Genomic DNA, 26,998 nt, shown 5'->3' with positions numbered 1-26,998 from the left:
CGTCGACACCTCAGACGTCCAGGGCGTCGCTCTCGCGGTAGGGGTTGCCCTCTACCGGGGTCACGCGCCAATAGGTCTCGACCATGGCCTTGAATTGCCGATGAGTCGGATTCAGACCTATGTGTTTCAGCGCCCATACCTCAACAGGCATAGGCTCGTTGTCGGTTGGCTTGGCTTCCGCCCCGCACGCCATGCGTACGGCGGAGTAGATGCCCTGCGGGGCACCCTCGGCGGTTTCCGCACCCAGCGTCCATTCCGCAGCCTTGATGATCGAACGCATCACAATTCCCCCCGGCTGCGCCTGTTCACTTCGGCCAATTTGGCGCGCAGCATTTCCGGACGACCCCCGCAGCCCGTACACGTGCACGTCGGGTAACTCGTGCTTACTTCCGGTACCTGTACCGGCTTTACCGGACGCCTTGCGCGCACGGGTGTGCGGACACCCGTCTCCCGATTGACCCGGTACACCGAAATAGTCATGCTCACCTGGCATCCCTCCAAGGGTCTGCCTGGGCACTTGTGTCGGCGTCCCTGGGCGGATCGCCCAGGCGCTCGACGTAGGACCGAACGACAGCGCCCGCGTGTTCCCACGACTGCGGCGCAACGGGGGATGCAGCGGGTCGGTGCCTGCCGGGGGTACGGGGCCGGAATACGGCTCTCACCCGTTCGAGTGCGGTGCGGATAAGGTCTGCCACGTCGACGCTCCTCTGAAGCGTTGGCCACGCCCCCGGACCGGTCGCACGGTCGCGGGGGTCCTTGCTGTCCGGCCATGCTGACGGCCCATCAAGGACGTCTTTGTCCAGGTGCCGCGACACCTGGGACGCCTCGGCGGTAGCGTGGAAGAACGCCCAAACGTCCCCGGGGGGAACCTTGAACACCGCCCTGCGTTCCGCTATGCAGTCTGCCGGACTGACGCCACGGCAGCTTGCCGCACGAGTGGGCGTCTCGGGCAAGACCGTTGAGCGATGGGTTGCGGACGCCGATCTGATCCCGCACGCCCGGAACCGGGAAGACGCCTGCAAGGCGTTGGGAGTTGACGAAGAAATGTTGTGGCCGAAAGCCGTCAAGGACCGTATTAAAACCGGTGGCGACCGGGAGATCATCCGTTCTTATCCGTACCGATCTTCCTGCCCTTCAACCGTATGGGGGGAACTGATCGCCCATTCCACAGGAGAACTGTTCTTCGCGGGATACACGAATTACTTCCTGTGGCTCGACCAGCCCGCATTCGTCTCAACCCTGCGCCAGAAACTCGACAGCGGCTGTCGAGTACGCTTCCTCCTGGGCGACCCGGATGGGGAAGTGACGCGCAATCGAGAAACGATCGAAGATGTGGCGCTCACAGTATCCACGCGCATTCGCATCACACTTGAAAACCTGGGAAAGCTCGGGTCACACGAGGGTCTGGAAACGCGATTCTCGGCCCCCGGTGACGCGGTGAACCACGTATCCCTGTCCGTATTCCGATTCGACAATGAGGCGCTGGTCACTCCCCACCTCGCCCGAATGGTCGGCCATGACTCGCCACTCCTGCACCTGCGGCAGTACGACAATGGGGGCATGTTCGCTCGATTTGCCGAGCATGCAGAGGAGTTGTGGTCAAGGGGCGTACCGGTAGAGCCTGCGGCCGACAGGCAGCGTTAGTTCACCGTGAAACGCAGAAGGGGTAGGGGCGGCGGGGGCGAAAAACCCCACCCCCTACCCCGTCACCACATCCCGCCAAGCCCCCCGAACCCCCTCCGCCACATCCTGCGCCCCCACCGGCGCCCCCGCCGCCGCGAACCGCCCCGCCAACCCATGCAGATACGCCCCCACACTCCCCGCATCCAACGCACTCAACCCCGCCGCCAGCAACGACCCCGCAAGCCCCGACAACACATCCCCACTCCCGGCGGTGGCCAGCCAAGCAGTCCCCGTGGCATTCACCCGCACCACCCCGACCCGCCCCGCATGCCCCACACCCGCCACACCCCCCACATCCGCAACCAACGTCGTCGACCCCTTCAACAGCACCGTCGCCCGATACCGCGCCGCCAACTCCCGCACGGCAGCCAGTCGAGCCCCCTCCACCTCCTCCCGCGCCACCCCCAACAACGCGGCCGCCTCCCCCGCGTGCGGCGTCATCAACGTCGGCGCGCCACGCCCCCGTACCGCATCGGCGTCCGCCAGCCGCAACCCGTCCGCGTCGATCAGCACCGGCACCTCCGCGGCCAGCACCTCCGCCACCGTCCGCGCGTCGTCCCCGATACCCGGCCCGACGACCCACGCCTGCACCCGCCCGGCGTGCCCGGGCCCCTGGTCGGACACGAGGGTCTCGGGAAACCGCGCGATGACCGCGTCCCCGGCCGGCCCCACGTACCGCACGGCCCCCGCCCCGCCCCGCAGCGCCCCCGCGACGGCCAGCACCGCCGCACCCGGATACCGGGCCGACCCGGCCGCGATCCCGACCACCCCGCGCCGATACTTGTCGCTCTCGCCACCCGGCACCGGCAACAACGCGGCCACGTCCGCATGCTGCAAGGCCTCCAGCTCGGGCTCGTCCGGCAGTTCACCCCCGAGCCCGATGTCGACGAGCCGCACGGACCCGGCGTACTCCCGCGCCGGATCGACGAGCAGCCCCGGCTTGTGCGTGCCGAAGGTGACGGTCAGATCGGCGCGGATCGCACTCCCGTGCACCTCACCGGTGTCGGCGTCGACCCCGCTGGGCAGGTCGACGGCGACGACGAGCGCCCGCGCCCCGGCGACCACCGCGGCCAACCCGGCCGCCTCGGGCCGCAGCCCGCCCCGCCCCCCGATCCCGACGATGCCGTCAACCACCAGATCAGCCCGCCGAACAGCCTCCTCAACCCCACGAGCAGCCCCACGAGCAGCCCCACTCACCGCCCCACCGAACACCCCACCCGGCGCACCCCCCGACGCGCCCCCCGCTCCCCCGCCGACCGCGACCGTGCGCCCCCCGGCCCGCCGCAGAGCCGCCAGCCCCCCGGCATGCGTCCGCTCGGGCGCGAGCAGCACAGCGGTCACCCCCGCCCCCCGCCGGGCCAGCCGAGCCCCGGCGTACAGGGCGTCACCCCCGTTGTCCCCGCTCCCCACCAGCAGCACGATCCGCCGCCCGTACACCCGCCCCAGCAGATCCGCACAGGCGGCGGCCAGCCCGGCGGCGGCCCGCTGCATCAGCGCCCCTTCCGGAACCCGGGCCATCAGGGCCCGCTCGGCACGACGAACGGTCTCCACGCAGTAGGCAGTACGCATACCCCGAGTCTCCCCCGACGGCCCCCACCACCGCACCCGGTCAGCTCACCCCACGCCCATCAGCCCCGTCCGCGCGTGGGGACCAGCCCCCGCCCATCACCCCTCCGCGATCACCACCGCCGAAGCGACACCCGCGTCATGACTCAACGACACATGCCACGACCGAACGCCCAGTTCGGCCGCCCGCGCGGCGACAGTCCCCCGCACCCGCAACCGAGGCCGCCCGTTGTCCTCGACGTACACCTCCGCGTCCGTCCACAACAGCCCGGGCGGTGCCCCCAGCGCCTTGGCCAACGCCTCCTTCGCCGCGAACCGCGCCGCCAGCGAGGCAGCGCCCCGCCGCTCGCCGCTCGGCAGCAACAACTCGCTCTCCAGGAACAGCCGCTGGGCAAGCCCGGGCGTCCGTTCCATCGACGCCGCGAACCGCTCGATCTCGGCAACGTCGATACCGACCCCGATGATGCTCATGCCGAGCACCCTAAGGCCGCACTGTCACAGTCGGCTGCTAGCCTGCGGCAGCATGATCACGTCAACGTGAACTCGACGCCCTCAAGCCGAACTTGACGACGCCGAGCAGAAGACGACGACGTGACGACGACGTCAGGAACATGACGTCAGGAACATGACGAACCCGCCGCGCGCCCTGGGGGGCCAGCCCGCGCGCCGCGGACAGTGACGCCAGGGGGCGGAGGCATGACCAGCACCACCAGCACCAATCCCACGGGCGCGGGCTCTTCAGGGCCGGGACCGGGGCAGGGACCGGGGTCGGGGTCGGGGCCGACATTCGACCCGTACGACAACACCCCCGAGCTGATCCCGCTGCGCACCGCCGCGCAGGCCGGAGACTGGCCGGCCGTCCGGGACTACTTCGCGGCGCTCGACTCCGTCGACGAACTCGCCTCGGCCACCAGCCTCCTCGCCGACATCCCCGGCGTCGAGAACTTCCTGGAGCGGGCCGCCGCCGACCAGCCCGCCGACCCGCTCCCGCGCACCCTCCTCGCCGAGCGGTACGTCTACATCGGCTGGGACATCCGCAGCGGCGCCCGCGCCCAGCACGTCTCGCGGGAGCAGTTCGGCCAGTTCCACGACTGGCTGCGGCGGGCCGAGCAGATACTGATCGAGGTGTGCGCCGAGCACCCCGCGTACGCCCCCGCCTGGACCGCCCGCCTGATGACCGCGCGCGGCCTGCAACTGGGGCAGGCGGAGGCCCGCCGCCGCTACGACCGGCTGGCCGCCCACCACCCCCACCACTACCGCGCCCAGACGCAACTGCTCCAGCAGTTGTGCCCGAAGTGGAGCGGCTCGTGGGACGCGGCGCACGGCTTCGCCCGCGAGTGCGCGACCGCCGCCCCCGACGGTTCGAACGCCGCCGCTCTGGTCGCCCTCGTCCACATCGAGCAGTGGCTCGACCTGCCGGGCGGCGAGGGCGCGGCCTATATGCGGGGCCTGCCGGTCCGCGACGACCTGCGCTTCGCCGCCCAGGTCTCCGTACTGCACCCGGACCACCGGCCCGACTGGAACTCGATCGGCGCGCACAACGCGTTCGCGTTCGCCTTCTCGCTCGGCAACCACTTCGCGGACGCGGCCCCGCACTTCGCGTCCCTCGGCGACCGCGCGTCCGAGTTCCCGTGGCAGTACCTGCCCGACAAGAAGTCGGCGTTCCTCAACTTCCGCAAGTCCGCGCTGGAAAGCCGGGGAGGCGACACCCGATGACCACGAACCCGCACAAGCAAGACGACCTCACCGCCCTCACGCCCCTCACCGGCCTCGTCTCCCACACCACCACCCACCACATCCCCACCCTCTACGCCTCCGCCCCCGCGACCGCCTCCGCGTCCGCGTCCGCGTCCGCGTCCGGCAACGAGATCACCGCCGGTCTCTTCTTCCGGGTGGGCCAGGCCGACGAGACGCTGGCCACCGCCGGCCTCACCCACCTCGTCGAGCACCTCGCCCTGCACCGCCTCGGCCTGTCCGACCTGCACTACAACGGCGCGACGGCGAACACGTACACCCTCTTCCACGTCCACGGCAGCGAGGACGAGGTCGTCACGTACCTCAACAGCGTGTGCGCGGCGCTGCGCGACCTGCCGATGCAGCGGCTGGAGACGGAGAAGGAGATCCTCCGCACGGAGGCGGCCGGCCGCGGCGGCGGCCCCCAGCACCGGATGCCGCTGTGGCGCTACGGCGCGCAGGGCTACGGCCTGCCCAGCTACAACGAGCTGGGCACCTGGAGCCTGACCCCCGACCAGGTGCGCGACTGGGCGCGGACCCGCTTCACCCGCGACAACGCGGTCCTCTGGATCACCAGCGACCACGTCCCCGAGGGCCTGGACCTGACCCTCCCCGAGGGCACCCGCTTCCCCGCCCCCGCCGCGACCAGCGCGCTGCCCACCACCCCCGCGTACATCAGCGGCGACGACGGCCACGTCGTCCTCACCTCCGTGCTGCGCCGCTCGACCGCGGCCGGCGTCTTCGCGGACGTCCTGGGCCGGGCCCTGTTCCAGGACCTGCGCCAGGAGGGCGGCTACTCCTACACCGCGGAGGCCGACTACTCCCCGCGCGACGCCGACTTCGCCACCCTCACCGCGTACGCCGACGCCCTCCCGCAGAAGCAGGACGCGGTCGTCGGCGGCTTCGTCGACACCCTCGCCCGCCTCCGCGCGGGCCGCATCGAGCAGTCCGAACTGGACTCCGTCCGCACCAAACTCCTCAAGCGGTACGACACCCCCGACCTCGCGGCCGCCACCCTCCCCTCGTACGCCCTGAGCCTGCTTCTCGGGCACCGCATCCTCACCCCCGAGCAGCACAAGGCGGAGCTGAACGCGGTGACCCTGGACGACCTGCGCGAGGTCGCCCGCGAGGCCTGGGACAGCGCGCTGCTCCAGGTCCCCGGCCGGGGCGTCGACTGGGCGGGCCTCACCCTCGCCCCCCAGTTCTCCAGCACCTCCGCCACCGTCACCGGCACCCGCCACCAGTCCCTGGAGGACGAGCAGGTCACCCTGGTCATCGGCGCCGAGGGCGTCAGCCTCCTGACCCCGCGCGGCCCGATCACCGTCCGCTACGACGCCTGCGCCGCGATGACCACCCGCCCCGACGGCGCCCGCAGCCTCACCGGCCACGACGGCTTCTCGGTCACCGTGGAACCCACGCTGTACCGGGGGGTGACCCCGGAACGCATAGCGGCACTGGACGCGGCCGTCCCCTCCGAGGCGACGGTACGCATGCCGGCCCGCGCCCCCGACCACATCCCCCAGCCGCAGCCCCGCAACCAGACCGCCGCAAGGCAGTCCGCCACAGGCGCCGCCACCACCTGGGCCTGGACCACCGCCCTCTGCCTCGTCGGCCTGCTGGCACTGTCCTGGGGCCTGCTCTGCGGAATCATCACCGCCGACGAGTCCGCGGCCGCCGCCCCGGAGTGGGACGCGGTCGTCGGCGTCTGGATCCTGGAACTCCCCCTGGCCTTCGCCACCTGGAAACTGCACACGGCCCGAAAAACCCGCAGACAACGCTAGCCCCCCCCCCCCGGGTGGATCACTCCGAACGAGCCACCGCATCCTTCTGCAGCAGAACCGCCGCCAGCAGACTCAGCGTCGGCTCCGCCTTCCGCAGCACCCTCACCGCGTCGACCGAGCCGACGTCCCCCGTGAAACCGACGGCGGCCAGCCGGGCGTGGACCCAGTCGGCGCGCAACCGGGACGTGTCGGCGGCGGCCTTGGCCTCGGCGAGCGCGACGGCGCGTGCCAGCCCCGCCCGCTCCCCGTCGGAGGCCTCGGCCAGCGCCTCCCGCAGCGCCGCCACGATCACATCGGCGTCCCGGACGACCAGCACGAAGTCCTGCTTCTTCTTCAGCCCCGCGATTCCTGTCATACGCATCATCGTGACCGTCAAACTCCGCACCAGCCAAGCGACTTGAGCAGCTTCAGAGCCTAGGCACAACCGCACGCACCGCCCCCTTCTCCCCCCTCTGCTCCACCACCCCCTACTCCACCGTCACCGACTTCGCCAGGTTGCGCGGCTGGTCCACCTCGTTGCCGCGAGCCGTCGCCAGTTCGCACGCGAAGACCTGCAACGGCACCGTGGCCACCAGCGGCTGGAGCAGGGTCGGCGTGACGGGGATCCGGACGAGATGGTCGGCGTACGGCACCACCGCCTCGTCCCCCTCCTCCGCGATCACGATCGTGCGCGCACCCCGGGCCCGGATCTCCTGGATGTTGGACACGATCTTGTCGTGGAGGACGGACCGCCCGCGCGGCGACGGCACGACCACCACCACCGGCAGATCCTCCTCGATGAGCGCGATCGGCCCGTGCTTCAGCTCCCCCGCGGCGAACCCCTCCGCGTGCATGTACGCCAGCTCCTTCAGCTTCAGCGCACCCTCCAGCGCGACGGGATACCCCACGTGCCGCCCCAGGAACAGCACCGTGTCCTTGTCGGCGAGCGACCGCGCCAGCTCCCGCACCGGCTCCATGGTCTCCAGCACCCGGTCGACGGAGCCGGAGATCTGCGCGAGGTCCCGGACGACGTCCTGGATCTCGTCCCCCCACTTGGTGCCGCGCACCTGGCCGAGGTACAGCGCGACCAGATAGCAGGCGACCAGTTGCGTCAGGAACGCCTTCGTCGAGGCGACCGCCACCTCCGGCCCGGCGTGCGTGTACAGCACCGCGTCCGACTCACGCGGGATGGTCGAGCCGTTGGTGTTGCAGATGGCCAGCACCTTGGACCCCTGCTCGCGCGCATGCCGCAGCGCCATCAGCGTGTCCATCGTCTCGCCGGACTGCGAGATGGCGATGACGAGCGACGTCGAGTCGAGGATCGGATCCCGGTAGCGGAACTCGCTGGCCAGCTCCACCTCGCACGGGATGCGCGTCCAGTGCTCGATGGCGTACTTGGCGATGAGGCCCGCGTGGAAGGCCGTACCGCACGCGACGATGACGACCTTGTCGACCTTCCGCAGCTCGGCGGCCGGGATCCGCACCTCGTCGAGGGTCAGCGCACCCGAGGCGTCGATACGGCCCAGCAGGGTATCGGCGACAGCCTTGGGCTGCTCGGCGATCTCCTTGAGCATGAAGTAGTCATACCCCCCCTTTTCGGCCGCCGACGCGTCCCAGTCGACGTGATACGAGCGCACGTCCGCCGGACGGCCGTCGAACCCGGTCACCGTCACGCCGTCCCTGCGCAGCTCCACCACCTGGTCCTGACCCAGCTCGATCGCCGACCGCGTGTGGGCGATGAACGCGGCGACGTCCGAGGCGAGAAAGGCCTCACCCTCTCCAACGCCCACCACCAGTGGTGAGTTCCGCCGCGCGCCGACCACCACATCGGGCTCGTCGGCATGCACCGCGACCAGCGTGAACGCCCCCTCCAGCCGCCGGCACACCAGCCGCATGGACTCCGCCAGGTCGGCGGTCACGGAGAACTCCTCGGCGAGCAGATGCGCCACGACCTCGGTGTCGGTCTCGGAGAGCAGCTCGTGCCCCCGCTCGGCCAGCTCGCCCCGCAGCGCGGCGAAGTTCTCGATGATCCCGTTGTGCACGACGGCGACGCGCCCCGCGTTGTCGAGATGAGGATGGGCGTTGGCGTCGGTGGGCCCGCCATGGGTGGCCCACCGCGTGTGCCCGATGCCCGTCGTCCCGGCCGGCAACGGCCGTTCCGTCAGCTCCTTCTCCAGATTGACGAGCTTGCCCGCCTTCCTCGCGGCGGCCAGCCCCCCGTCGGCCGGCACGGCGACACCCGCCGAGTCGTACCCCCGGTACTCCAGCCGCTTCAGTCCGGCCATGACGACGTCGAGCGCCGACTGAGACCCCACGTATCCCACGATTCCGCACATGCGCGGCAGCCTACGACCGATCCCCGCCCCGAAAGACCCTCCACGTGCCCGATTTCGGAAATTCCCACGCCCGAACGCCCCCTAACCTCACCCCTACCCCCGGACCGTGACGGACCCCACCCGCCGCCCCGTTCAAACTCCGTTCACAATGGAGTGTGATCTCCCCGGTCTCCCCGATGCCCCGGAGCGCCCACCGGCACAGGCCGGAGGCGACTCCCTACGTCGACCTCACCCGAAGCGAGTGGAGCGCGCTGCGCGAGAAGACGCCGTTGCCGCTGACGGCCGAGGAGGTCGAGAAGCTGCGCGGACTCGGCGACGTCATCGACCTCGACGAGGTGCGCGACATCTACCTCCCGCTCTCCCGCCTCCTCAACCTCTACGTCGGCGCCACCGACGGCCTGCGCGGCGCCCTCAACACCTTCCTCGGCGAACAGGGCTCGCAGTCCGGCACCCCCTTCGTGATAGGCGTCGCCGGCTCCGTGGCCGTGGGGAAGTCCACCGTCGCCCGGCTCCTCCAGGCGCTCCTGTCCCGCTGGCCGGAACACCCCCGCGTGGAGCTGGTCACCACGGACGGCTTCCTGCTCCCCACCAGGGAACTGGAGGCCCGCGGCCTGATGGCGCGGAAAGGTTTCCCCGAGTCCTTCGACCGCCGCGCCCTGACCCGCTTCGTGGCCGACATCAAGGCGGGCAAGGACGAGGTCACAGCGCCCGTCTACTCCCACCTGATCTACGACATCGTCCCGGACCGCAGGCTCACCGTCCGCCGCCCCGACATCCTCATCGTCGAGGGCCTGAACGTCCTGCAGCCCGCCCTCCCCGGCAAGGACGGCCGCACCCGCGTCGGCCTCGCCGACTACTTCGACTTCAGCGTGTACGTCGACGCGAGCGCCGAGGACATCGAGCGCTGGTACCTCAGCCGGTTCCGGAAACTGCGCCAGACCGCCTTCCAGAACCCCGACTCGTACTTCACGAAGTACACCCAGGTCTCCGAGGAGGAGGCCGTCGACTACGCCCGCACCCTCTGGCACACCATCAACAAGCCCAACCTGGTGGAGAACATCGCCCCCACCCGCGGCCGGGCCACCCTCGTGGTCCGCAAGGGCCCGGACCACAAGGTGCAGCGCCTGCGCCTGCGCAAACTCTGACGGCTACCCTGCCCCCATGCTGCACCTGCGCCTGATCACACCGTCGGACCGGACCGACGACGTGGTCCACCTGATCGAGAACACCGTCGGCACCACCCACCTCGTGGTGGTGCCGGGCGCGGCCCGCAACCCGGCCGGCGACGTCGTCCTGTGCGACGTGGCACGCGAGGCGGGGGACGAACTCCTCACCCGCCTCCAGCAGTTGGGGCTGGACAAGACCGGCTCGATCGCCGTCGAGAACATCGACCTGTCGCTCTCCCTGCGCGCCGACAAGGCCGAGGCGGAGGCGCCCGGCGAGGGCGCCGACGCGGTCCTGTGGGAGCACCTCACGGACGCCACCCACGAGGAGTCGACGCTCTCCATCACCTACGTCGCGTTCATCACCCTCGCCACGATGATCGCGGCCTGCGGTGTGGTGCTCGACAACGCGGTCCTGATCGTGGGGGCGATGGCCGTGGGCCCCGAGTTCGGCCCGCTGGCCGGCATCTCCACGTCGATCGTGCAGCGCGCTCCCCGACTGGCCCTGCGCTCACTGATCGCCCTGCTGGCCGGCTTCGCGGTGGCGATGGCGGTGACGGTGGGCTTCAGCCTCTTCATGGACGCCCTGGCCCTGTTCAGCAAGGAGCAGTTGGAGGCCGACCGCCCTCAGACCGCCTTCGTCTACGCGCCGGACTGGTTCTCCTTCATCGTCGCCGTCCTCGCGGGCATCGCCGGCACCCTCTCCCTGACCTCCGCGAAGTCCGGTGCCCTGGTGGGCGTGGCCATCTCGGTCACGACGGTCCCGGCAGCCGCCAACGCGGCCGTGGCCCTCAGCTACGGCGACACCGAACAGACCTGGGGCTCGACAACCCAACTCCTACTGAACCTACTGGGCATCATCCTGGCCTCCACGCTGACGCTACTGGCCCAGAAAGCGCTTTGGGCACGGCAACGTGCAATCAGGGGCTAGCGCAGACGCCCCAGGGGCGCGGGGCTGTGTCGATTTGCGGCTCCGCCGCGTGGGCGCACCCAGCCACAACGAACCCGCAGCCCGCAAACGACAGAACCCCCCACCCCCACCCGGCACTTAACCGAGCGCGGACTTCACCACATCCGCCAACCGCCCGGCAACAGCCCGAGCCTGATCGATATCAGCGGCCTCAACCATCACCCGCACAAGCGGCTCGGTCCCGGAAGGCCGCAGCAACACCCGCCCGGTGGAACCGAGTTCCCGCTCCGCCTCGCCAACAGCCGCCGCAAGCTCGGCAGAAGAACCGACCCGAGCCCGATCGACATCCGGCACATTGACCAGCACCTGCGGCAACCGCTCCATCACAGCGGCCAGTTCCCGCAACGACCGCCCGCTCTGGACGACCCGAGCCGCCAGCATGAGCCCCGTCAGCGTCCCGTCACCCGTCGTCGCATGGTCGAGGATGATCACGTGCCCGGACTGCTCACCGCCCAGCGCGTACCCGTGCTCCTTCATCTCCTCCAGCACATACCGGTCGCCGACGGCGGCCTGCACGAGCCGGATCCCCTCCCGCTCCATCGCCAGCTTGAAGCCGAGGTTGGACATGACCGTCGCGACGACGGTGTCCGAGCGCAGCACCCCCCGCTCCCGCATGGACAGCGCGAGCACGGCGAGGATCTGGTCCCCGTCGATCTCCTCGCCCGTGTGGTCCACGGCGAGGCACCGGTCGGCGTCCCCGTCGTGCGCGATGCCGAGCGCGGCCCCGTGCTCGATGACCGCGGCCTTCAGCTTGTCCAGGTGCGTGGACCCGCAGCCGTCGTTGATGTTGAGCCCGTCCGGCTCGGCCCCGATGGTCACGACCTCCGCGCCGGCCCGCGCGAACGCCTCCGGCGACACCCACGCAGCGGCGCCGTGCGCCTCGTCGAGGACGATCTTCAGCCCGTCGAGCCGGTTCGGCAGGACGGCGATGAGGTGGGCGACGTACCGGTCGAACCCCTCGTCGTAGGAGCGGACGCGGCCGACGCCACTGCCGGTCGGCCGGTCCCACGGCGCGCCGGTGCGGTGCTCGTCGTAGACGGACTCGATCCGGTCCTCGAGCTCGTCGGCGAGCTTGTGGCCGCCGCGCGCGAAGAACTTGATGCCGTTGTCGGGCATCGCGTTGTGGCTGGCGGAGAGCATCACGCCCAGGTCGGCGCCGAGCACGCCGGTGAGGTAGGCGACGGCGGGCGTGGGCAGCACGCCGACCTTCAGCACGTCCACACCCGCACTCGCCAGGCCCGCCACCACGGCGGCCTCCAGGAACTCCCCGGACGCACGCGGATCCCGTCCGACCACGGCCACCGGCCGGTGCCCCCGGAACGTACCCGCCTCGGCCAGCACGTGCGCCGCCGCGACGGACAGGCCGAGCGCCATCTCCGCCGTCAGATCCGCGTTGGCGACACCGCGCACGCCGTCCGTGCCGAAGAGTCGTCCCACTTGTCCTCCTGAGGAAGCGTCAGTTTCAAAAGCCGTGACGGGTGCGTCGGACGATCGACCGAGGTCGGTCGGCCCACGGCGGCTCCGCATTCAGGCATTGGATGCCCTGAACATCCGATCACACAAGCCTTTGAGCACCTTGTGCCGTTATACGCCCACGGCTGCGAGAAAACGAACGCCCCGACGACACTATGGCGTGCCGCCGGGGCGTTCGGAGTACGTACGACGGGCGGACCGAAACCGGTCCGGTCCGACCCGGATGACGTACGAGCAGGCAGCGAAGCTTAACGCTTGCTGTACTGCGGGGCCTTGCGGGCCTTCTTGAGACCGGCCTTCTTGCGCTCGACCGCACGGTCGTCACGCGTGAGGAAGCCGGCCTTCTTGAGCGCGCCGCGGTTGTTGTCGACGTCGGCCTCGTTCAGCGCACGGGCGACACCGAGACGGAGCGCGCCGGCCTGACCGGAGACACCGCCGCCGGAGATGCGGGCGACGACGTCGTAGCGACCCTCGAGCTCGAGGACCTTGAACGGCTCGTTGACTTCCTGCTGGTGCACCTTGTTCGGGAAGTAGTCCTCGAGGGTGCGACCGTTGATCTTCCACTTGCCGGTGCCCGGGACGATCCGGACGCGAGCGATGGCGTTCTTGCGGCGACCCAGGCCGGCGGCCGGCTGGGGCTCGCCGAAGCGGGAGGCCAGCGACTCCGAGGTGTACTCACCCTCGACGGGGACCTCGGACTCGGTGGTGTAGCTGTCGATGTCGACGAGCTCGGTCTCTTCGAGCGGCTGCTCGGCAGTGGTCTCGGCCACGGTTCTCCTCAGATTCTCTTCAGCTTGGGGTGGTGTGGCCGGAATTACTGCGCGACCTGGGTGATCTCGAACGGCACAGGCTGCTGCGCCGCGTGCGGGTGCACGTCACCCTTGTAGACCTTCAGCTTCGAGAGCATCTGACGGCCGAGCGTGTTCTTGGGGAGCATGCCCTTGACGGCCTTCTCGACGGCCTTCTCCGGGTTGTTCGCCAGCAGGTCGTCGTAGCGCACGGAGCGCAGACCGCCCGGGTACCCGGAGTGGCGGTAGGCCATCTTCTGGGTCCGCTTGTTGCCGGAGAGGTGCACCTTGTCGGCGTTGATGATGATGACGAAGTCACCGGTGTCGACGTGGGGCGCGTAGATCGGCTTGTGCTTGCCCCGGAGGAGGGACGCGGCAGTGGTGGCGAGACGGCCCAGGACGATGTCCTGAGCGTCGATGACGTGCCACTGGCGCGTCACATCGCCGGGCTTGGGGCTGTACGTACGCACGGTTCGTAGCCTTCGCTTCTTCAGTGAATGGTCCTGACAAGGTCACCGAAGACGATCACGACAGCCCAGACCGCACTGCGGCGACGCATACCGCGTGCTGGTCGCTGGTCATCGGCCCGGTGGACCGGTGTAAGGGCCCGTCCCGTGAGAAGAGCGCGCCAATACACAACGAAGATGCAGGATACCCGCGTCCGGGCGGCCGGGTCAAAACGGCCCCGTCCACCGCCCCCGACCACCGCCACAGGCACCCCCTGGGCACCCCCCGTCCCGAGTGGCCCGCGCCACACGCGCCACGACGCACGGTACGGCGGCCCGCGGCAACGCCGTACCGAACCACCCGGAGATGTCGCGTTTGCCCGCACCCCCGCCGGGAAGACCGGGGCCCGCGATGCCCGTCGTCCCGGAACGGCACCCCCCGCTCCCCGTCTAAGATGCGGCCCATGAGCTATGGGCAGGGGGGACCTCAGTCCCAGTGGGATCCGTGGAAACCGAACTCCCAGCAGCCGTGGGCCTCCGGCGATGACGGCCGGACCCCGGACTGGGCCGCGCTCGCCGAGGCGTCCGAGACGCGCAACAAGCGCCGCCGGGTGTTCCTCATAGGCGGCGGCGTGCTCGCCACCCTCGCCGTCGGCACCGCCGTGGCCATGGGCGTGGTGTCGGCGAACGGCAGCGCCGAGGCGAACAAGCCGACCGGCTCGCTGCCCGCGACCGCCGACCTGCCGAGCGCGTCCACCGACCCGTCCTTCGCGCCGACCAGCGCCCCGCCCCCGCTGGACCCGAAGGAGTTCGTCGCCAGCAAGGCCAAGGACACCGCCCCCAACGGCCCCGACCTGCTCTTCCCCGGCACGCAGCTCACCAAGGACGCGGCCGTGTACAAGAAGGGCCCCAAGGCGGACAGCACCACCTGCACCTCGGGCGCCGCCGGCACCCTGGCCAAGGTCCTCACCGCCAACGGCTGCACCCGCATGATGCGCATCACGTACACCAAGGACAACCTCGCGGTGACGGTCGGCGTGGCCGTCTTCGACACCGAGGCGCAGGCCCTGAAGACCAAGAGCCAGGCCGACGACCGCAGCATCGTCAAGGCCCTCACCGGCGGCGACGTCAAGGCCTTCTGCGAGGGCGCGATCTGCCGCTCGACGACCAACTCCTACGGCCGGTACGCCTACTTCACGATCACCGGCTTCACCAACGGCAAGAACGTGACGACGAAGGACACCGCCGCCTTCACCACCGGCGACGACCTCGCCGAGTTCGCCTTCCAGCGCATCCGCCAGCGCGGCGAGGCCCAGGCGTCAGCGGCAGCCAACAACTGACCTGCGAGAACGTGCCGTAAGAGGTCGTCAGCAGCACCCGGCCGCACCGGGCAGCGTCCGCTTGTTCCGCGCCTCCCGGCTCCGCGCGGCGAGCAGCTCGTCGGCCGGGTACCCGACCTCCTCCAGCGTCAGCCCGTGCGGCCGCACGACATGCACGGCCGAGTCCCGTACGCCCGCGCCCAGCACCTTCCCGGGCCACTCGGGCCCCCGGTGCCCGTCCCCCACGAACAGCAGCGCCCCGATCAGCGAGCGCACCATGTTGTGGCAGAACGCGTCGGCCCGGACGGTCGCGGTGATGATCCCGGCGTCGTCGCGCACCAGGCTCAGTTCCTGGAGGGTGCGGATGGTGGTCGCGCCCTCCCGCCGCTTGCAGTAGGCGGCGAAGTCGTGCTCGCCGAGCAGCAGCCGGGCGGCCTCGTTCATGGCGTCGACGTCGAGCGGCCAGTCGTGCCACAGGACATGGCCCCGCAGCAGCGGATCGACGCCCCCGGGGTTGTCGGTGACCCGGTACGCGTACCGCCGCCAGACGGCGGAGAACCGCGCGTTGAAGCCGCTGGGCGCCTCCCGCAGCGCCCACACCCGCACATCCCTGGACAGCCGCCCGGCGAGCCGCTTGAGCAGCTTCTCGTGGTGCTCGCGCCAGACGTCCACCGGCAGATCGACATGAGCGACCTGGCCGCGCGCGTGCACCCCGGCGTCGGTACGCCCGGCCACCGTCAGCTCGTACGTCCGCGTCGACCGCGTCACGGTCCGCAGGGCGTCCTCGATCTCCCCCTGCACGGTCCGCCGGCCCCCGGCCTGCTTGGCCCACCCGGAGAACCCGGTCCCGTCGTAGGAGAGGTCGAGACGTATCCGTACGTGTCCGGGCTGTGCTTCATCACTCACGTGGAGATCCTCTCAGGACCGGGTCCGCTTCCAAAAACGCGAAAGCGGGCCCGCCCCGAAGGGCAGACCCGCTTCCGACGTCAGGCAGAGCCTCAGGCGTCCTTGGACTCCTCGGCAGCGGCCTCCGGCGTGGCGTCCTCGACGACCTCGACCGGAGCGGCGGCCTCGGCGTCCTTCGCGGCACGCTTGGTGGCGGCCTCGGCCTCACCCGTCGCAGCCTGCGCGACGGTCAGCGCCTCGACCAGCTCGATGACGGCCATGGGCGCGTTGTCGCCACGACGGTTACCGATCTTGGTGATGCGGGTGTAGCCACCGGGGCGGTTCTCGTAGCGCGGGCCGATCTCGGTGAAGAGCGTGTGCACGATGCTCTTGTCCGTGATGACCTGGAGCACCTGACGGCGGTTGTGAAGGTCGCCCTTCTTGCCCTTGGTGACCAGACGCTCGGCGTACGGACGCAGCTTGCGCGCCTTCGCCTCGGTGGTGGTGATACGGCCGTGCTCGAAGAGCGCCTTCGCGAGGTTCGCGAGGAGCAGCTTCTCGTGCGCGGCACTGCCGCCCAGACGGGCACCCTTGGTGGGCTTCGGCATGGTTCTTCTCCTGTGTGTCTGCCCCGGCCGTATCAGGTACCGAGGTCAGTGTCCGAGCAGGCGATCGCCTGTCGGAGATCCGGGGCGGCCTCGAAGAGGCGTCCCGGAAGGGGCGCGGGGAACTGCGCGACCAGCCACAGCGCACCCGCACCCGAGTACGGACCATCGAGCCCGAGCTCTTAGTACTGCTCGGTCTCCACGAAACCGGCGTCCGCGTCGTCGTCGGCGCCAAACGCGTCGGCGGCGGCGGTGGGGTCGAATCCGGGCGGGCTGTCCTTCAGGGCCAGGCCCATGCCGGCCAGCTTCGCCTTGACCTCGTCGATCGACTTCGCACCGAAGTTGCGGATGTCGAGCAGGTCGGCCTCGGAACGAGCCACGAGCTCACCCACGGAGTGGATGCCCTCACGCTTGAGGCAGTTGTACGACCGAACGGTGAGCTCGAGCTCCTCGATCGGCAGGGCGAGATCAGCGGCGAGGGCGGCGTCCGTCGGGGACGGACCCATGTCGATGCCCTCGGCGTCGATGTTCAGCTCGCGGGCGAGACCGAACAGCTCGACCAGCGTCTTACCGGCGGACGCCATGGCGTCACGCGGCCGCATGGCCTGCTTGGTCTCGACGTCGACGATCAGCTTGTCGAAGTCGGTGCGCTGCTCGACACGCGTGGCCTCGACCTTGTACGTGACCTTGAGAACCGGCGAGTAGATCGAGTCGACCGGAATACGCCCGATCTCCTGGCCCACCTGCTTGTTCTGCACGGCGGAGACGTAACCGCGACCGCGCTCGACGGTCAGCTCCATCTCCAGCTTGCCCTTGCCGTTGAGCGTGGCGAGGACGAGGTCGGGGTTGTGCACCTCGACACCGGCCGGGGGCGCGATGTCGGCGGCGGTGACCAGACCCGGACCCTGCTTGCGCAGGTACATCACGACCGGCTCGTCGTGCTCCGAGGAGACGACGAGCTGCTTGATGTTCAGGATGAGGTCGGTGACGTCCTCCTTGACGCCCGGCACGGTGGTGAACTCGTGCAGCACGCCGTCGATCCGGATGCTGGTGACAGCCGCGCCGGGGATCGAGGACAGGAGGGTACGGCGGAGGGAGTTGCCGAGGGTGTAGCCGAAGCCCGGCTCCAGCGGCTCGATCACGAACCGGGAGCGGAACTCGTCGACGACCTCTTCGGTCAACGAGGGACGCTGAGCAATCAGCATGTTGCGATCCTTCAGTCAGGGGCGCCCGCTATTTGACGCCCTTCTGCTCCTACAAGGGTACGGGCGATACGACCCTTACGAGGGAGCCGTACCGCCCGAAAACCTCAGACCAAGCAGCCGTACGTCAGACGCGGCGGCGCGGAATACCCCCGCACAGCGGGGACTGCCGCCGCGCCAAATCAGACGCGGCGGCGCTTGGGCGGGCGGCAGCCGTTGTGCGGGGTCGGGGTGACGTCCTGGATGGAGCCGACCTCGAGGCCCGTCGCCTGGAGGGAACGGATGGCGGTCTCACGACCGGCGCCCGGGCCCTTGACGAAGACGTCGACCTTGCGCATGCCGTGCTCCTGCGCGCGACGGGCAGCCGACTCGGCGGCCATCTGCGCGGCGAACGGCGTGGACTTGCGCGAGCCCTTGAAACCGACGTGGCCGGCGGAGGCCCACGAGATCACGTTTCCGGCCGGGTCCGTGATGGACACGATCGTGTTGTTGAACGTGCTCTTGATGTGCGCCTGGCCATGCGCGACGTTCTTCTTTTCCTTGCGGCGCACCTTCTTGGCAGCGCCCTGACGACCCTTGGGGGGCATCTATTACTCCTACGGGGAGGTGGTCGGTCCTACAGCGAAGACCGCTGGTGAAGCGTTGTCCGCTGCGGACTACTTCTTGCCCGGCTTCTTCTTGCCGGCGATGGCGCGACGCGGGCCCTTGCGGGTACGAGCGTTCGTGCTGGTGCGCTGACCGCGGACGGGCAGACCACGACGGTGACGGAGACCCTGGTAGCAGCCGATCTCCACCTTGCGGCGGATGTCGGCCTGGACCTCGCGACGGAGGTCACCCTCGGTCTTGATGTTGGCGTCCACGTACTCGCGGATCGCGACGAGCTGCTCCTCGGAGAGGTCGCGAACGCGGGTGTTCGGGTCGACGCCGGTCGCTGCCAGCGTCTCCTGGGAGAGGGTCCGGCCGATGCCGAACACGTAGGTGAGGGCGACCTCCACGCGCTTTTCGCGCGGAATGTCGACACCGGAAACGCGTGCCATTCAATGGCTCCAGTTGATCCTCGGAGGTCTTCCGCAGAACCGAATCCCAGCCGCCGTCCTCTTCCCCTGGATTCCCTCGGGATTCCCATGGAAGATTTGGTACGGACCGGGTCCCCAGCCTCCGAACCGGGGGTGTCGAGCACGCATGGTGACGTGCCCGGGCTCTGCGTATGAACAAATTCTGCTCGCGTCGCGCGAAGTCTCTGCGATGTCTATGCAGAGGGTGTGATCCGTCTGCGGTCAGCCCTGGCGCTGCTTGTGGCGCGGGTTCTCGCAAATGACCATGACCCGACCATGACGGCGGATCACCCTGCACTTGTCGCAGATCTTCTTGACGCTCGGCTTGACCTTCATGGGATGTGAGGTTCTCCGGGTCAGTTGCCGGCAACCCCGCACACAAGACAGCGCACGGGGCAGAGGCAAGATCTACTTGTACCGGTAGACGATCCGGCCACGCGTCAGGTCGTACGGAGACAGCTCCACCACGACCCGGTCGTCAGGGAGGATACGGATGTAGTGCATACGCATCTTGCCGCTGATGTGTGCCAGGACCTGGTGGCCGTTCTGGAGCTCGACCTTGAACATGGCGTTCGGAAGAGACTCGACGACAGTGCCCTCGATCTCGATGGCACCTTGCTTCTTGGCCACGCTTCGCCCTTCGAATCGACTACCTTGATCGACTCACTTGCTTTCCCTTACGGGCGCATGCAGGCATGCGGGTGCACGAGAGCCGACGAGTCAGTCTACGTCAGCGCACCCGGAAAGACGAATCGAGAGAGTCTGCCCCAAGGCGGAGATCCTTAAGCAACAAAGCGCGGGGGCGGCTCAGCCCAGCGGGTCCGGCGCGGCCACGATCCCGTACTCCGCCAGCTTCGCCTTGCCGCCGTCAGGGGCCGTCAGCACCAGCGGGCCCGCCTCCGTCAGCGCGACCGAGTGCTCCCAGTGCGAGGACCAGGTGCCGTCGGTCGTGATGACCGTCCAGTCGTCCTCCAGCACCTCGGTGCGCGCGGTGCCGAGCGACACCATCGGCTCGATCGCCAGGCAGAAGCCGGGGACCAGCTTCGGGCCCTTGCCCCGCCGGCGGTCCACGTAGTTCAGCAGGTGCGGGTCCATGTGCATCTCGGTGCCGATGCCGTGCCCGCCGTAGTCCTCGATGATCCCGTACCGCCCGCCACCGGCCTTGGGCTGCCGGCGGATGTACGTCTCGATGGCACGCGAGACGTCCACCAGGCGGTTGCCGAGCTTCATGGCGGCGATGCCCGCCCACATCGACTCCTCGGTCACCCGCGACAGCTCGATCAGCTCGGGGGCGTGCCCGGAGCCGACGAACGCCGTGTACGCCGCGTCCCCGTGCCAGCCGTCCACGATCGCGCCGCAGTCGATGGAGATGATGTCGCCGTCCTTGAGGACGACCTCGTCGGAGGGGATGCCATGGACGACCACGTCGTTCGCGGAGGTGCAGATGGTGGCGGGGAAGCCGCCGTACCCCAGGAAGTTCGACTTCGCGCCGTGCTCCGCCAGGACCTTGCGCGCGACCTCGTCCAGGTCCTTGGTGGTCGCCCCCGGCACCGCCGCCTCGCGCGTGGCCGCGTGGATGGCGGCGACGACCAGCCCCGCCGCCCGCATCTTGGCGATCTGCTCGGGGGTCTTGATCTGCACCATGATGAGTTGCGCCTCCTGGCCACTGGTATGCGGCGCTCCAGAATACGCGCACGCACGGATGTACGCCGAAACGGCGAAGGTGTCATGTACGGCACACGGGGACGGCGCGAAGAAGCCCCCGTCGTCCGCGCTGGACGACAGGGGCTTTCTCTACGCGATTCCGAACGCGGCTACCACGCCGGCCGCACCGCTGCTACTTGCCGTCCTCGTCACGCTGCAGCGCGCCCATGGCGCGCGCCGTGACCTCGTCGACCTTGCCCATCGCGGAGATGGTCACGACCAGTCCCTGCGCCTTGTAGTAGTCGATGATCGGCTCGGTCTGGGTGTGGTAGACCTCGAGCCGGGTGCGGACGGTGTCCTCGGAGTCGTCGTCACGCTGGTACAGCTCGCCGCCGCAGACGTCACAGACGCCGGCCTCCGCGGGCTGCTTGTACGTCACGTGGAAGACGTGCGCCGAGTCGTTGCGGCAGATGCGCCGGCCGGCGATCCGCTTGACGACCTCCGCCTCCGGGGCTTCCAGGTCCAGGACCGCGTCCAGCTTGATGCCCTCGGTGGTGAGGACCTCGTCGAGCGCCTCGGCCTGCGAGACGTTGCGCGGGAAACCGTCGAGCAGGAAGCCGAGTTCGGCGTCCGGCTGCTCCATGCGGTCCTTGGCCATGGCGATGGTGACCTCGTCGGGGACGAGGTTGCCGGCGTCCATGTAGGACTTCGCGAGTTTCCCGAGCTCCGTCTTCTGGCTGATGTTGGCGCGGAACAGGTCGCCGGTCGAGATGTGCGGCACGCGCAGCTTCTCGGCCAGGCGAGTGGCCTGCGTTCCTTTTCCGGCGCCCGGCGGCCCGACGAGGACGATACGCATCAGCGGAGGAACCCTTCGTAATTGCGCTGCTGGAGCTGGCTCTCGATCTGCTTCACCGTCTCGAGACCGACACCCACGATGATCAGGATGCTGGTGCCACCGAACGGGAAGTTCTGGTTCGCATCGAAACCGATCAACGCCATTGTCGGGACAAGAGCGATCAGACCCAGATACAGCGAACCCGGCCAGGTGATCCGGTTGAGCACGTACGACAGGTACTCAGCGGTCGGCCGGCCAGCCCGGATGCCCGGGATGAAGCCACCATACTTCTTCATGTTGTCGGCGACTTCCTCGGGGTTGAAGGAGATCGCCACGTAGAAGAACGCGAAGAAAACGATCAGCAAGAAGTACATGCTGATGTAGATCGGGTGGTCACCCTTGGTGAGGTTCGTCTCGATCCAGGTCTTCCAGCCGGAGGTCCCGCTGGAGAACTGGGCGACGAGGGCCGGGATGTAGAGCAGCGACGAGGCGAAGATGACCGGGATCACACCGGCCTGGTTCACCTTGAGCGGGATGTACGTCGACGTACCGCCGTAGGACCGGCGGCCGATCATGCGCTTCGCGTACTGCACGGGGATCCGGCGCTGGGCCTGCTCGACGAAGACCACCAGGCCGACCATGACCAGGCCGACCAGGATGACGGTGCCGAACTCGATCCAGCCGTCCGCCAGCGTGCCCTGCTTCTTGATGGCCCACAGCGCGGACGGGAACGTCGCGGCGATCGAGATGAACATCAGGATCGACATGCCGTTGCCGATGCCGCGGTCGGTGATCAGCTCACCGAGCCACATGACCATGGCCGTACCGGCGGTCATGCAGATGACCATGACGATGGTGGTGAAGATCGCGCGGTCCGGGACGATGCTCGAGCCGACCGAGCAACCGGAGAACAGGGCGCCGCTGCGGGCGGTGGCCACCAGGCCGGTGCCTTGCAGGATGGCGAGCGCCACGGTCAGGTAGCGGGTGTACTGCGTGATCTTCGACGTGCCGGCCTGGCCCTCCTTCTTGAGGGCTTCCAGACGCGGGATGACCACGGTCAGCAGTTGAAGAATGATGCTGGCCGTGATGTACGGCATGATGCCCAGCGCGAAGATGGTGATCTGCAGCAGCGCGCCGCCGCTGAACATGTTCACCAGACCGAAGAGGCCCTGGTTGCCGGACGCCTCGTCCACACACCGCTGAACGGACGTGTAGTCGACACCGGGGATCGGGATGTGCGTCCCGACCCGGTAGATCACGATGATCCCGAGCGTGAAGAGGAGCTTCTTGCGCAGGTCGGGCGTCTTGAACGCCCGGGCGAACGCGGTGAGCACGGTGCCTCCTGCGACCCCCGCGCATCTGCGTCAAGGGTGACGGTCTTGAGGGTCCAATAAAGAACAACGACAGCAACGACATGAGTAACGGTCGACTGCCGTTGAAGGTGCCCCATGAGAAGCACCCGGTGAAAGTCGGCAGTGCAGGTCACCTTACCGGCGAGAGTACCGCCTAGGAACGACCAACCGGGGATACCCCATTTGTGGGATATCCCCGGTCGGGATCGCTCAAGTCATCGAGACGCGCCTGAGATGTGTCAGACGAGCTCGGTGACGGTACCGCCGGCGGCGGTGATCTTCTCCTTGGCGGAGCCGGAGACGGCGTCGACCGTCACCTGCAGCGCCACGGAGATCTCGCCCTGGCCCAGGACCTTGACGAGGCTGTTCTTGCGAACCGCGCCCTTGGCGACGAGACCCTCGACGGTGACCTCGCCACCCTCGGGGTACAGCGCGGCCAGCTTGTCGAGGTTCACGACCTGGAACTCGGTCTTGAACGGGTTCTTGAAGCCCTTCAGCTTCGGAAGACGCATGTGGAGGGGCATCTGGCCACCCTCGAAGCGCTCCGGAACCTGGTAACGGGCCTTCGTGCCCTTGGTACCACGACCGGCCGTCTTACCCTTCGACGCCTCACCACGACCCACACGGGTCTTGGCGGTCTTGGCGCCCGGGGCGGGACGGAGGTTGTGGATCTTGAGCGGGTTGTTCTCCGCCATGATCAGTCGACCTCCTCAACCGTCACGAGGTGGCGGACGGTGTGCACCATGCCGCGGAACTCGGGGCGGTCCTCCTTGACGACCACGTCGTTCAGGCGCTTGAGCCCGAGCGAACGCAGGGTGTCACGGTGGTTCTGCTTGCTGCCGATGTAGGACTTCGTCTGCGTGATCTTGAGGCGGGCCATTACGCACCAGCCCCGGCACGCGCACGAAGCAGAGCCGCGGGAGCGACGTCCTCGAGGGGCAGACCACGGCGAGCCGCGATCTCCTCGGGACGCTGCAGGCCCTTCAGGGCCTCCACGGTCGCGTGCACGATGTTGATCGCGTTCGACGAACCGAGCGACTTCGACAGGATGTCGTGAACGCCGGCGCACTCGAGCACGGCACGCACCGGGCCACCGGCGATGACGCCGGTACCGGGGGAAGCAGGCTTGAGCAGGACGACGCCCGCGGCCTTCTCGCCCGTGATCGGGTGCGGGATGGTGCCCTGGATGCGGGGGACCTTGAAGAAGTGCTTCTTGGCCTCCTCAACACCCTTGGCGATGGCGGCCGGCACCTCCTTGGCCTTGCCGTAACCGACACCCACGGTGCCGTCACCGTCGCCCACCACGACCAGCGCGGTGAAGCTGAAGCGACGACCACCCTTCACAACCTTGGCGACACGGTTGATCGCGACAACGCGCTCAACGTACGCGGTCTTCTCGGCGGCAGCAGCGCCGCCGTCACGGCCCTTCCGGTCCCGCCGCTCGCCGCCACCGGCACCGCTTCCGCGGCGCTGGGGTCCAGCCATTGGATTACCTCTCTCTTTTTCCGCTAGCTACGCAGCGACCTAGGTCGCTAGCGCGACGGGCGACTCAGAACTTGAGTCCGGCTTCGCGGGCGGCGTCCGCCAGGGCGGCGATGCGCCCGGCGTACTGGTTACCACCACGGTCGAACACGACAGCCTCGACACCGGCGGCCTTGGCGCGCTCGGCGACCAGGGCGCCGACCGACTTGGCCTGCGCGGACTTGTCGCCCTCGCCGCCGCGGATCGCCGTGTCCAGGGTCGACGCCGACGCCAGGGTGTGACCCTTGATGTCGTCGATGACCTGGGCCACGATGTGGCGGTTCGAGCGCGTCACGACGAGACGCGGACGCTCAGCCGTACCCGAGATGTGCTTACGGATCCGGATGTGGCGACGCTTGATCGCGGCACGCTTGTAAGCGTCGCCCTTGAGGATCTTCTGTCCGTATGCCATGGCTTACTTACCCGCCTTTCCGACCTTGCGGCGGATGACTTCGCCCTCGTACTTGACACCCTTGGCCTTGTACGGGTCGGGCTTGCGCAGCTTGCGGATGTTGGCCGCAACCTCGCCGACCTTCTGCTTGTCGATGCCCTCGACCGAGAACCGCGTGGGGTTCTCGACCTTGAAGGAGATTCCCTCGGGGGCCTCGACCGTGATCGGGTGGCTGTAACCGAGCGCGAACTCGAGGTTCGAGCCCTTCGCGGTCACGCGGTAACCGACACCACTGATCTCGAGCTTCTTCACGTAACCCTGGGTCACGCCGGTGATCATGTTCGCCACCAGCGTGCGGGACAGGCCGTGCAGGGCCTTGCTCTGACGCTCGTCGTTGGGGCGGGTGACGTTCAGAACGCCGTCCTCAGCCTTGGCGATCTCGATCGGCGAGACGATGGTGTGGGTCAGCGAACCCTTGGGGCCCTTGACCGAGACCGTCTGGCCGTCGATGGTGACGTCCACGCCGGCGGGAACCGTGATAGGGAGCTTGCCAATGCGCGACATAGCTGTTTCCTCCGTTCCCTTCCGCTACCAGACGTAGGCGAGAACTTCTCCGCCTACGCCCTTCTTGCCGGCCTGCTTGTCGGTGAGGAGACCGTGCGACGTGGAGATGATCGCCACGCCGAGGCCACCGAGCACCTTGGGCAGGGAGGTGGACTTCGCGTAAACCCGGAGACCGGGCTTTGAGATCCGCTTGATGCCCGCGATGGAGCGCTCACGGTTCGGGCCGAACTTCAGCTCGAGAACGAGGTTCTTGCCGACCTCGGCGTCCTCGACCTTCCAGCCCGTGATGAAGCCCTCCTGCTGGAGGATCTCCGCGATGTGAGACTTGATCTTCGATGCCGGCATCGTCACGGAGTCGTGGTACGCCGAGTTCGCGTTCCGCAGACGCGTAAGCATGTCTGCGATCGGATCAGTCATGGTCATGAATTGGCCTGTGGCCTCTCTCGCCGGGGTTTCCTGGTGCGCCATCCCTCTCCCCGATCCGAGACGGGACGGGTGCGGCGCGGTGGACCTACGGCGTAGTAAGTCGTACGGGCGTCAGGCGCCCAACCCTCCCAGCCTAAGCCATGAAGGGAGGGGCACCTGACCAATGCCCTTTACTTACCGAGAGCCTCTGGAACCCTTATAAGGGGGTTTACCAGGAGCTCTTGGTCACGCCCGGCAGCTCGCCACGGTGAGCCATCTCACGAAGGCACACACGGCAGAGGCCGAACTTGCGGTACACGGAGTGCGGACGGCCGCAACGCTGGCAGCGGTTGTACGCACGCACAGCGAACTTAGGCTTGCGAGCAGCCTTAGCGATCAGAGCCTTCTTCGCCATCTCGCTCACGCCTCCTTGAAGGGGAAGCCGAGGTGACGAAGGAGCGCACGGCCCTCAGCGTCGTTGGTCGCCGTGGTGACCACGGTGATGTCCATACCCCGGACACGGTCGATCTTGTCCTGGTCGATCTCGTGGAACATGACCTGCTCCGTGAGACCGAAGGTGTAGTTGCCACGGCCGTCGAACTGCTTGGGGGACAGACCACGGAAGTCGCGGATGCGCGGGAGCGCGAGCGACAGGGTGCGGTCCAGGAACTCCCACATGCGGTCGCCACGGAGCGTGACGTGGGCACCGATCGGCTGACCCTCGCGCAGCTTGAACTGCGCGATGGACTTGCGGGCCTTGGTGATGGCCGGCTTCTGACCGGTGATCGTGGTCAGGTCACGGACGGCACCGTCCATGAGCTTGGAGTCACGGGCGGCGTCGCCGACACCCATGTTGACCACGATCTTGACGAGGCCGGGGATCTGCATGACGTTCTCGTAGGAGAACTCCTCACGCAGCTTGCCCGCGATCTCCTCGCGGTACTTCGTCTTGAGACGCGGAGTCGTGGTGGTAGCCATCAGATGTCCTCACCCGTCCGCTTGGCAACGCGGATCTTGTTGCCCTCGTCGTCGAAGCGGTAACCCACCCGCGTGACAACCTTGTTGCCGTCCTTCTCAACGACCAACTGGACGTTGGAGACGTGGACAGGCGCCTCGGTCGTGACGATGCCGCCGGCCTGCGAGCCCTTGGCGGTCGGGCCGGCCTTGGTGTGCTTCTTGACCCGGTTGACACCCTCGACCAGGACGCGGTCCTCGCGGGGGAAGGCCGCGATGACCTTGCCCTGCTTGCCCTTGTCCTTGCCCGTGATGACCTGAACCAGGTCGCCCTTCTTGATCTTCAT

33 protein-coding genes are annotated in these 26,998 nt (G+C 68.6%); 6 read left to right on the top strand and 27 right to left on the bottom strand.

All coding sequences use genetic code 11. The annotated features are described in order from the left end of the window. Positions 1-10 precede the first annotated feature (10 nt). Complete coding sequence (locus BMZ82_RS19585) at positions 11-280, bottom strand: DUF7848 domain-containing protein (protein WP_093777472.1); 270 nt, start codon at positions 278-280, stop codon at positions 11-13. A gap of 590 nt (positions 281-870) precedes the next feature. Here BMZ82_RS19585 and BMZ82_RS19580 point away from each other — a divergent pair. Beyond that, positions 871-1,644, top strand: a complete 774-nt coding sequence (locus BMZ82_RS19580) for a helix-turn-helix domain-containing protein (RefSeq protein ID WP_256252002.1) — start codon at positions 871-873, stop codon at positions 1,642-1,644. Positions 1,645-1,698: 54 nt separating this feature from the next. Here the strand turns inward: BMZ82_RS19580 and BMZ82_RS19575 are convergent, their stop codons facing one another. Next, positions 1,699-3,252, bottom strand: coding sequence for a bifunctional ADP-dependent NAD(P)H-hydrate dehydratase/NAD(P)H-hydrate epimerase (locus BMZ82_RS19575; RefSeq protein WP_093777468.1), 1,554 nt, complete (start codon positions 3,250-3,252; stop codon positions 1,699-1,701). Between the two features lie 96 nt (positions 3,253-3,348). Continuing rightward, a complete protein-coding gene (locus BMZ82_RS19570) occupies positions 3,349-3,720 on the bottom strand; it encodes a holo-ACP synthase (protein ID WP_093777467.1) in 372 nt (123 codons plus the stop codon). Between the two features lie 225 nt (positions 3,721-3,945). Here BMZ82_RS19570 and BMZ82_RS19565 point away from each other — a divergent pair, with 225 nt between their 5' ends. Both BMZ82_RS19565 and BMZ82_RS19560 read left to right on the top strand, forming a co-directional pair. Continuing rightward, a complete protein-coding gene (locus BMZ82_RS19565; RefSeq protein ID WP_093777465.1) occupies positions 3,946-4,965 on the top strand; it encodes a hypothetical protein in 1,020 nt (339 codons plus the stop codon). Next, on the top strand, positions 4,962-6,764 hold the full coding sequence (locus tag BMZ82_RS19560; protein ID WP_093777463.1) for a M16 family metallopeptidase: 1,803 nt from the start codon (positions 4,962-4,964) through the stop codon (positions 6,762-6,764). The genes BMZ82_RS19565 and BMZ82_RS19560 overlap by 4 nt, the downstream gene beginning before the upstream one ends. A gap of 19 nt (positions 6,765-6,783) precedes the next feature. Here BMZ82_RS19560 and BMZ82_RS19555 read toward each other — a convergent pair whose 3' ends face one another. Then, the gene (locus tag BMZ82_RS19555; protein ID WP_093777461.1) at positions 6,784-7,119 is read right to left on the bottom strand and encodes a hypothetical protein; all 336 of its coding nucleotides are present in this window, start codon (positions 7,117-7,119) and stop codon (positions 6,784-6,786) included. Positions 7,120-7,231: 112 nt separating this feature from the next. After that, positions 7,232-9,079 (bottom strand): glutamine--fructose-6-phosphate transaminase (isomerizing), encoded by a 1,848-nt coding sequence (gene glmS / locus BMZ82_RS19550; protein ID WP_093777459.1) that lies wholly within the window; start codon positions 9,077-9,079, stop codon positions 7,232-7,234. A 176-nt stretch (positions 9,080-9,255) separates the two neighbouring features. On the opposite strand from glmS, the gene coaA reads away from it, so the two are divergent. After that, the gene (gene coaA, locus BMZ82_RS19545) at positions 9,256-10,224 is read left to right on the top strand and encodes a type I pantothenate kinase (RefSeq protein ID WP_177244560.1); all 969 of its coding nucleotides are present in this window, start codon (positions 9,256-9,258) and stop codon (positions 10,222-10,224) included. Positions 10,225-10,240: 16 nt separating this feature from the next. Beyond that, positions 10,241-11,173 carry a TIGR00341 family protein gene (locus BMZ82_RS19540; protein WP_093777455.1) on the top strand — a complete coding sequence of 311 codons (933 nt, stop codon included), beginning with the start codon at positions 10,241-10,243 and terminating at the stop codon, positions 11,171-11,173. Between the two features lie 117 nt (positions 11,174-11,290). Here BMZ82_RS19540 and glmM read toward each other — a convergent pair whose 3' ends face one another. From glmM to rplM, 3 genes are all read right to left on the bottom strand, one after another. After that, positions 11,291-12,649 (bottom strand): phosphoglucosamine mutase, encoded by a 1,359-nt coding sequence (gene glmM, locus BMZ82_RS19535; protein ID WP_093777453.1) that lies wholly within the window; start codon positions 12,647-12,649, stop codon positions 11,291-11,293. Positions 12,650-12,933: 284 nt separating this feature from the next. Continuing rightward, positions 12,934-13,455, bottom strand: a complete 522-nt coding sequence (rpsI, locus tag BMZ82_RS19530) for a 30S ribosomal protein S9 (RefSeq protein ID WP_093777451.1) — start codon at positions 13,453-13,455, stop codon at positions 12,934-12,936. A gap of 44 nt (positions 13,456-13,499) precedes the next feature. Then, a complete protein-coding gene (gene rplM / locus BMZ82_RS19525) occupies positions 13,500-13,943 on the bottom strand; it encodes a 50S ribosomal protein L13 (protein WP_020132189.1) in 444 nt (147 codons plus the stop codon). A gap of 440 nt (positions 13,944-14,383) precedes the next feature. On the opposite strand from rplM, the gene BMZ82_RS19520 reads away from it, so the two are divergent. Beyond that, on the top strand, positions 14,384-15,259 hold the full coding sequence (locus tag BMZ82_RS19520; RefSeq protein ID WP_093777449.1) for an alpha/beta hydrolase: 876 nt from the start codon (positions 14,384-14,386) through the stop codon (positions 15,257-15,259). A 27-nt stretch (positions 15,260-15,286) separates the two neighbouring features. On the opposite strand, the gene truA is transcribed toward BMZ82_RS19520, so the two are convergent. From truA to rplX, 19 genes are all read right to left on the bottom strand, one after another. Then, positions 15,287-16,144, bottom strand: a complete 858-nt coding sequence (truA, locus tag BMZ82_RS19515) for a tRNA pseudouridine(38-40) synthase TruA (RefSeq protein ID WP_093777447.1) — start codon at positions 16,142-16,144, stop codon at positions 15,287-15,289. 92 nt (positions 16,145-16,236) lie between these two features. After that, positions 16,237-16,731, bottom strand: coding sequence for a 50S ribosomal protein L17 (gene rplQ, locus BMZ82_RS19510; RefSeq protein WP_093777445.1), 495 nt, complete (start codon positions 16,729-16,731; stop codon positions 16,237-16,239). 179 nt (positions 16,732-16,910) lie between these two features. Further along, entirely contained in the window at positions 16,911-17,933 is a 1,023-nt protein-coding gene (locus BMZ82_RS19505) for a DNA-directed RNA polymerase subunit alpha (RefSeq protein ID WP_003966937.1), read from the bottom strand. 179 nt (positions 17,934-18,112) lie between these two features. Next, positions 18,113-18,517: a 30S ribosomal protein S11 gene (rpsK, locus tag BMZ82_RS19500; RefSeq protein WP_010354218.1), complete on the bottom strand. Its 405-nt coding sequence runs from the start codon at positions 18,515-18,517 to the stop codon at positions 18,113-18,115. A 69-nt stretch (positions 18,518-18,586) separates the two neighbouring features. Then, positions 18,587-18,967: a 30S ribosomal protein S13 gene (gene rpsM, locus BMZ82_RS19495; RefSeq protein WP_057584669.1), complete on the bottom strand. Its 381-nt coding sequence runs from the start codon at positions 18,965-18,967 to the stop codon at positions 18,587-18,589. A gap of 240 nt (positions 18,968-19,207) precedes the next feature. Then, positions 19,208-19,321: a 50S ribosomal protein L36 gene (gene rpmJ, locus BMZ82_RS19490; protein ID WP_003998809.1), complete on the bottom strand. Its 114-nt coding sequence runs from the start codon at positions 19,319-19,321 to the stop codon at positions 19,208-19,210. A gap of 72 nt (positions 19,322-19,393) precedes the next feature. Next, positions 19,394-19,615 carry a translation initiation factor IF-1 gene (infA, locus tag BMZ82_RS19485; RefSeq protein ID WP_003948620.1) on the bottom strand — a complete coding sequence of 74 codons (222 nt, stop codon included), beginning with the start codon at positions 19,613-19,615 and terminating at the stop codon, positions 19,394-19,396. A 177-nt stretch (positions 19,616-19,792) separates the two neighbouring features. Then, positions 19,793-20,629: a type I methionyl aminopeptidase gene (gene map / locus BMZ82_RS19480; RefSeq protein ID WP_093777443.1), complete on the bottom strand. Its 837-nt coding sequence runs from the start codon at positions 20,627-20,629 to the stop codon at positions 19,793-19,795. A 193-nt stretch (positions 20,630-20,822) separates the two neighbouring features. Beyond that, complete coding sequence (locus tag BMZ82_RS19475) at positions 20,823-21,485, bottom strand: adenylate kinase (RefSeq protein WP_093777441.1); 663 nt, start codon at positions 21,483-21,485, stop codon at positions 20,823-20,825. Next, complete coding sequence (secY, locus tag BMZ82_RS19470; protein ID WP_093777439.1) at positions 21,485-22,798, bottom strand: preprotein translocase subunit SecY; 1,314 nt, start codon at positions 22,796-22,798, stop codon at positions 21,485-21,487. Before secY ends, BMZ82_RS19475 begins: the two co-directional genes overlap by 1 nt. 257 nt (positions 22,799-23,055) lie before the next feature. Then, on the bottom strand, positions 23,056-23,511 hold the full coding sequence (gene rplO, locus BMZ82_RS19465; protein WP_003974249.1) for a 50S ribosomal protein L15: 456 nt from the start codon (positions 23,509-23,511) through the stop codon (positions 23,056-23,058). A 2-nt stretch (positions 23,512-23,513) separates the two neighbouring features. After that, positions 23,514-23,696 (bottom strand): 50S ribosomal protein L30, encoded by a 183-nt coding sequence (gene rpmD / locus BMZ82_RS19460; protein WP_005313525.1) that lies wholly within the window; start codon positions 23,694-23,696, stop codon positions 23,514-23,516. Then, positions 23,696-24,301 carry a 30S ribosomal protein S5 gene (gene rpsE, locus BMZ82_RS19455; RefSeq protein WP_020132624.1) on the bottom strand — a complete coding sequence of 202 codons (606 nt, stop codon included), beginning with the start codon at positions 24,299-24,301 and terminating at the stop codon, positions 23,696-23,698. Before rpsE ends, rpmD begins: the two co-directional genes overlap by 1 nt. A 64-nt stretch (positions 24,302-24,365) precedes the next feature. Then, a complete protein-coding gene (gene rplR, locus BMZ82_RS19450) occupies positions 24,366-24,749 on the bottom strand; it encodes a 50S ribosomal protein L18 (RefSeq protein WP_093777437.1) in 384 nt (127 codons plus the stop codon). A gap of 3 nt (positions 24,750-24,752) precedes the next feature. Further along, positions 24,753-25,292 carry a 50S ribosomal protein L6 gene (rplF, locus tag BMZ82_RS19445; protein ID WP_093777435.1) on the bottom strand — a complete coding sequence of 180 codons (540 nt, stop codon included), beginning with the start codon at positions 25,290-25,292 and terminating at the stop codon, positions 24,753-24,755. A 24-nt stretch (positions 25,293-25,316) separates the two neighbouring features. Further along, on the bottom strand, positions 25,317-25,715 hold the full coding sequence (gene rpsH, locus BMZ82_RS19440) for a 30S ribosomal protein S8 (RefSeq protein ID WP_013001411.1): 399 nt from the start codon (positions 25,713-25,715) through the stop codon (positions 25,317-25,319). A 211-nt stretch (positions 25,716-25,926) separates the two neighbouring features. Next, complete coding sequence (locus tag BMZ82_RS19430) at positions 25,927-26,112, bottom strand: type Z 30S ribosomal protein S14 (protein WP_030890724.1); 186 nt, start codon at positions 26,110-26,112, stop codon at positions 25,927-25,929. A gap of 5 nt (positions 26,113-26,117) precedes the next feature. After that, on the bottom strand, positions 26,118-26,675 hold the full coding sequence (gene rplE, locus BMZ82_RS19425) for a 50S ribosomal protein L5 (RefSeq protein WP_020132628.1): 558 nt from the start codon (positions 26,673-26,675) through the stop codon (positions 26,118-26,120). After that, positions 26,675-26,998: a 50S ribosomal protein L24 gene (rplX, locus tag BMZ82_RS19420; RefSeq protein ID WP_006376030.1), complete on the bottom strand. Its 324-nt coding sequence runs from the start codon at positions 26,996-26,998 to the stop codon at positions 26,675-26,677. Before rplX ends, rplE begins: the two co-directional genes overlap by 1 nt.

Origin of the sequence: Streptomyces sp. yr375 (assembly GCF_900110755.1) — a bacterium.
Lineage (GTDB): Bacteria > Actinomycetota > Actinomycetes > Streptomycetales > Streptomycetaceae > Streptomyces.
Note: the sequence above shows the minus strand (reverse complement) of the source record. Positions and strands in the feature narration are given on the sequence as shown.

Excerpts from the sequence above, each read along its gene's own strand:
- BMZ82_RS19585 (WP_093777472.1), bottom strand. The coding sequence starts at position 280 with ATGCGTTCGATCATCAAGGCTGCGGAATGGACGCTGGGTGCGGAAACC.
- BMZ82_RS19575 (WP_093777468.1), bottom strand. The coding sequence starts at position 3,252 with ATGCGTACTGCCTACTGCGTGGAGACCGTTCGTCGTGCCGAGCGGGCC.
- BMZ82_RS19570 (WP_093777467.1), bottom strand. The coding sequence starts at position 3,720 with ATGAGCATCATCGGGGTCGGTATCGACGTTGCCGAGATCGAGCGGTTC.
- BMZ82_RS19565 (WP_093777465.1), top strand. The coding sequence starts at position 3,946 with ATGACCAGCACCACCAGCACCAATCCCACGGGCGCGGGCTCTTCAGGG.
- BMZ82_RS19560 (WP_093777463.1), top strand. The coding sequence starts at position 4,962 with ATGACCACGAACCCGCACAAGCAAGACGACCTCACCGCCCTCACGCCC.
- BMZ82_RS19555 (WP_093777461.1), bottom strand. The coding sequence starts at position 7,119 with ATGACAGGAATCGCGGGGCTGAAGAAGAAGCAGGACTTCGTGCTGGTC.
- glmS (WP_093777459.1), bottom strand. The coding sequence starts at position 9,079 with ATGTGCGGAATCGTGGGATACGTGGGGTCTCAGTCGGCGCTCGACGTC.
- coaA (WP_177244560.1), top strand. The coding sequence starts at position 9,256 with ATGCCCCGGAGCGCCCACCGGCACAGGCCGGAGGCGACTCCCTACGTC.
- BMZ82_RS19540 (WP_093777455.1), top strand. The coding sequence starts at position 10,241 with ATGCTGCACCTGCGCCTGATCACACCGTCGGACCGGACCGACGACGTG.
- BMZ82_RS19520 (WP_093777449.1), top strand. The coding sequence starts at position 14,384 with ATGAGCTATGGGCAGGGGGGACCTCAGTCCCAGTGGGATCCGTGGAAA.
- rplQ (WP_093777445.1), bottom strand. The coding sequence starts at position 16,731 with ATGCCGAAGCCCACCAAGGGTGCCCGTCTGGGCGGCAGTGCCGCGCAC.
- BMZ82_RS19505 (WP_003966937.1), bottom strand. The coding sequence starts at position 17,933 with ATGCTGATTGCTCAGCGTCCCTCGTTGACCGAAGAGGTCGTCGACGAG.
- rpsK (WP_010354218.1), bottom strand. The coding sequence starts at position 18,517 with ATGCCCCCCAAGGGTCGTCAGGGCGCTGCCAAGAAGGTGCGCCGCAAG.
- rpsM (WP_057584669.1), bottom strand. The coding sequence starts at position 18,967 with ATGGCACGCGTTTCCGGTGTCGACATTCCGCGCGAAAAGCGCGTGGAG.
- rpmJ (WP_003998809.1), bottom strand. The coding sequence starts at position 19,321 with ATGAAGGTCAAGCCGAGCGTCAAGAAGATCTGCGACAAGTGCAGGGTG.
- map (WP_093777443.1), bottom strand. The coding sequence starts at position 20,629 with ATGGTGCAGATCAAGACCCCCGAGCAGATCGCCAAGATGCGGGCGGCG.
- BMZ82_RS19475 (WP_093777441.1), bottom strand. The coding sequence starts at position 21,485 with ATGCGTATCGTCCTCGTCGGGCCGCCGGGCGCCGGAAAAGGAACGCAG.
- rplO (WP_003974249.1), bottom strand. The coding sequence starts at position 23,511 with ATGGCGGAGAACAACCCGCTCAAGATCCACAACCTCCGTCCCGCCCCG.
- rpmD (WP_005313525.1), bottom strand. The coding sequence starts at position 23,696 with ATGGCCCGCCTCAAGATCACGCAGACGAAGTCCTACATCGGCAGCAAG.
- rpsE (WP_020132624.1), bottom strand. The coding sequence starts at position 24,301 with ATGGCTGGACCCCAGCGCCGCGGAAGCGGTGCCGGTGGCGGCGAGCGG.
- rplR (WP_093777437.1), bottom strand. The coding sequence starts at position 24,749 with ATGGCATACGGACAGAAGATCCTCAAGGGCGACGCTTACAAGCGTGCC.
- rplF (WP_093777435.1), bottom strand. The coding sequence starts at position 25,292 with ATGTCGCGCATTGGCAAGCTCCCTATCACGGTTCCCGCCGGCGTGGAC.
- rpsH (WP_013001411.1), bottom strand. The coding sequence starts at position 25,715 with ATGACCATGACTGATCCGATCGCAGACATGCTTACGCGTCTGCGGAAC.
- BMZ82_RS19430 (WP_030890724.1), bottom strand. The coding sequence starts at position 26,112 with ATGGCGAAGAAGGCTCTGATCGCTAAGGCTGCTCGCAAGCCTAAGTTC.
- rplE (WP_020132628.1), bottom strand. The coding sequence starts at position 26,675 with ATGGCTACCACCACGACTCCGCGTCTCAAGACGAAGTACCGCGAGGAG.
- rplX (WP_006376030.1), bottom strand. The coding sequence starts at position 26,998 with ATGAAGATCAAGAAGGGCGACCTGGTTCAGGTCATCACGGGCAAGGAC.